This is a genomic window from Streptomyces sp. NPDC059718 (assembly GCF_042733315.1).
Classification (GTDB): domain Bacteria; phylum Actinomycetota; class Actinomycetes; order Streptomycetales; family Streptomycetaceae; genus Actinacidiphila.
This window is the reverse complement of sequence record NZ_JBHWGA010000120.1, coordinates 1-3,408: the sequence shown is the minus strand read 5'-3', so window position 1 is coordinate 3,408 and position 3,408 is coordinate 1. Positions and strand designations below refer to the sequence as shown.

Annotated in this window: 3 protein-coding genes and 2 pseudogenes; 3 read left to right on the top strand and 2 right to left on the bottom strand. The window is 62.7% G+C overall.

The window, feature by feature from the left end; translation table 11 throughout:
* From ACFV3E_RS46485 to ACFV3E_RS46475, 3 genes are all read left to right on the top strand, one after another.
* Nucleotides 1–184 (top strand): hypothetical protein (locus tag ACFV3E_RS46485; RefSeq protein WP_500542581.1); only part of this gene is annotated, 184 nt, incomplete at its 5' end.
* A gap of 318 nt (nt 185–502) precedes the next feature.
* Nucleotides 503–988 (top strand): ATP-binding protein, encoded by a 486-nt coding sequence (locus ACFV3E_RS46480; RefSeq protein WP_500542579.1) that lies wholly within the window; start codon nt 503–505, stop codon nt 986–988.
* A gap of 356 nt (nt 989–1,344) precedes the next feature.
* Complete coding sequence (locus tag ACFV3E_RS46475; protein ID WP_500542577.1) at nt 1,345–2,535, top strand: IS110 family RNA-guided transposase; 1,191 nt, start codon at nt 1,345–1,347, stop codon at nt 2,533–2,535.
* Between the two features lie 8 nt (nt 2,536–2,543).
* On the opposite strand, the pseudogene ACFV3E_RS46470 reads toward ACFV3E_RS46475, so the two are convergent.
* Together ACFV3E_RS46470 and ACFV3E_RS46465 are read right to left on the bottom strand one after the other, a co-directional pair.
* Nucleotides 2,544–2,762: pseudogene (locus tag ACFV3E_RS46470) on the bottom strand (transposase); the annotation flags it as partial.
* A 26-nt stretch (nt 2,763–2,788) separates the two neighbouring features.
* A pseudogene (locus ACFV3E_RS46465) lies at nt 2,789–3,268 on the bottom strand (transposase); the annotation flags it as partial.
* Nucleotides 3,269–3,408: the final 140 nt, after the last annotated feature.

The window sequence follows — 3,408 nt, the reverse complement described above, 5'->3', positions numbered from 1 at the left end:
CCGCAACCTCGCCATCGGCGTGCTGAAAACCCTCGGAGCCGACAACATCGCCAAGACCACCCGAGCAATTCGCAACGAACCCGAGCGAGTACTCCGCATCCCAGGCATCACTAACGATCAGACACCTATGGAACTTGATCAAGCCCTGAACCCAGGGCGATCACCGGCTACGAAAATCTTGTAAGACCCTGATTCATGACACTCCCTGTCCAGACCCGGCGCAGAGAGGTGCCGGTGGTTGGACGGCCCCCAACGCCGTAAAACTGTCATTGCTGGGCCGCATATTACCACGTTGAATTCCATTCAAGTCCCCATTACCCCCTTACGAAATTCTGACGAAAAACTTCTGGATTGACTTTGAGTATTGATTGCTCTGCCTGGAGGTTGAACTGAAGCGCAAGATAATTGACGAGGGGCATGGAATGCCGACTTGAGATTTCACTCCGATAGTTCGACTTGGCTCTATTGCGTCGCCTCCTCTCGGCGCAAGGATGTGATCGCCATGCGTACACAACCTTCAAGGATCTGGAGCATCGTGCGTGCGGCGCGCGCGTGTCGCGTGACCGCTAGGGACAGGGTGCGTACGTTCGGTCTAATTCGATCCGCCAGCGACGGAACTTGGCCACTGGAACATCGACCAGAAGTAGTAAGTGTGGCCCGTAAAATTACTCGAACCACTCTGGGAAGCTGGCGGATTGGTGCGGCTGGTGCAGAGGCAGTGGTGCTGGTGGTGTCCGAGCTGGTCACCAATGCGTTGGAGCACGCCCAGCCGCCGATGGCGCTTCACTTGGAGCATGAGCATGCGGGGCTGTGGGTGTGGGTTGGAGTCAGTGATGGTGGCCCCGCTGAATCCGACAGCGCTCGGACTGTCTCATGCGCCAACGACGAGCACGGCCGAGGCCTGCCTGTCATAGATGCACTCTCCGCCGACCATGGAACCCACATCATCCATAGTGGCGTCATACATTGGGCCTGGTTGTGGACCTAAACCTCGCTGTTTCGTGCGCCCAGCAGACTCGGAGGTCTTGATGCGTAGTTGATCTTGGGTCGGTCACGTCCGTTGGAGTGGTGTATCGACGGCCACTCGGTGATCTCTTTTTGAGGCTATGCGGTCCTACCTTGGTCGTGGGTTGGACGGGCCGTCGTAAGGTCCAGAGACCCAGAGACACCGGGTATGGCTTCTATGCGGTTGCCCTCGATGGTTCCACTCACCTGGCCGCCCGGCGTCTCACGACGACTCGGCCGCTGATTAGGAGATGCGAACGCCTTCGAGCGGATCGCTGAGTAGGACCACGCCGGCGAGGTCGTCCGGGAGAACAGCACAGCGAACGACCGGAGGAACTGGTGGCCCGAATCTGGGCGGGTACGGACATCGGCAAGACTCATCACCATTGCGTAGTTCTGAACGCGGAAGGCGAACGCCTGCTGTCGCGGCGTGTGCTGAACGACGAGCTGGAGCTGCTGGCTCTGCTCTCCGACGTGCTTGCCCTCGACGAGGATGTGGTCTGGGCGGTCGACGTCGCCGACGGCATGGCCGCCTTGTGGATCAACGTGCTGCTCAACCACGGCCAGCACCTCGTCTACATACCTGGCCTGGCCGTCAACCGGGCCTCGGCCGGATACCGGGGCATGGGCAAGACCGACGCCAAGGACGCCACCGTCATCGCTGACCAGGCCCGGATGCGCCGGGACCTGACGGTTCTGCGACCAGACGAGGAACAAGCCATCGAGCTGCGGGTCCTCACCAGCCGCCGGGCCGACCTAAACGCGGACCGCACCCGCAGGATCAACCGCTTGCGGGGTCAACTCACAAGCATCTTCCCGAGCCTCGAACGCTCCCTTGACCTGACCAACGTCGGACCACTGATCCTTCTGACCGGCTACCAGACCCCCGCCGCCCTTCGCCGGACCGGCGGTAAGCGGCTGGTGACGTGGCTGCGCAACCGTAGGGTGCGCACTCCCGAGGCCCTGGCCGAGGCCGCCCTGGAAGCAGCCGAACGCCAGCACACCGCCGTCCCCGGAGAAAAGATCACTGGGCAGGTGATCCATACCCTGGCCAAGGAGGTGATGAGCCTCAACGAGCAGATCAGCGCGATCGACAAGCTCATCGCGGCCCGGTTTCGCGAGCACGAACTTGCCGAAGTGATCTCCAGCATGCCTGGCATCGGCCCGCTGCTGGGCGCCGAATTCCTCGCCGCAACCGCCGGCGACATGAGCCGCTACGGCACCGCCGATCGCCTGGCCAGCCTCGCCGGAGTCGCACCGGTCCCCCGGGACTCAGGCAACGTCAGCGGCAACCTGCGCCGGCCCAGGCGCTACCACTGCGGCTTGCAACGGATCTTCTACACCTCCGCGCTCATCAGCATCCGCAGCTGCGACGACTCACGCAGTTTCTACGAACGCAAGCGCGCTGAAGGCAAGCGGCATACCCAAGCAGTTCTCGCCCTGGCCCGTCGGCGCGTCAACGTCCTGTGGGCCCTGATTCGTGACGGACAGCGCTACCAACCCAACTCTTCCGTCAGTGCTACGACTTGAAAACATCATTAGGAGGTGAGTTCGGTGGGCAGGACGGTGTCGTCGGTTTCTGACTCGATCGGGTGGAGCCGGGCCTTGGCCAGCAGGTCGCGGCCCATGTAGCGGCGGGCCTCGGTCCACTCGTCGTTCTGCTCGGCCAGGACCGCGCCGACCAGGCGGATCACGGCCGTACGGTCGGGGAAGATCCCGACCACGTCGGTGCGGCGCCGGATCTCCTTATTCAGACGTGGGGGGTTGATGCCCCTATGGTTCGTCAAGCTGCTTGGGGTTGATCTGCGTAGGCGGGTGCTTCCTGTAAGCACTTGTAGATCTCACGGGCGATGTAGCGCTTCAGGCAACGGATGATCTCGCGGCGGCTCTTGCCTTCCCGGGTGCGTCGTTCCAGGTAGGCCTGGGTGCGGCTGTCCCACCGCAGGCGGCTTTGGGTGATGCGGTAGAGGGCGGCGTTGGCTTGGCGGTCGCCCCCGCGGTTGAGTCTCCTGCGCTGGGTTTTGCCCGATGATCTCTCGACCGGGCTGACTCCGCACAGGGCTGCGAACGAGGCTTCACTGGTCAGTCGCTCGGGGTTGTCGCCCGCGGTGACGAGGAGAACGGCTGCGCTGTCGGGTCCGACGCCTTGGATGTCCAGGAATGCCGGCGCATGCAGCTCGATGGTGGCAGTGATGCGGCTTGTGAGCTCGCGGACCTCATCGTTGAGGTGCCGGATTCGGCTGGCGAGCAGCCGCAATGTGTATGCCACGGCCGGGTCTGTACGGTCTTCGGCTCTGTTCCGTAGTCGGGATGCTGTTGGTGATCTTCAGTCGGTCAGGGTTCGGCAGAGTCGCTTGAATCGACTTGAGGGACGGGGCTGGCGTGGTGGTGAAGTGCCTGGTG

Coding starts and splice junctions, on each gene's coding strand:
- ACFV3E_RS46480 (WP_500542579.1), top strand. CDS start 503: ATGCGTACACAACCTTCAAGGATCTGGAGCATCGTGCGTGCGGCGCGC.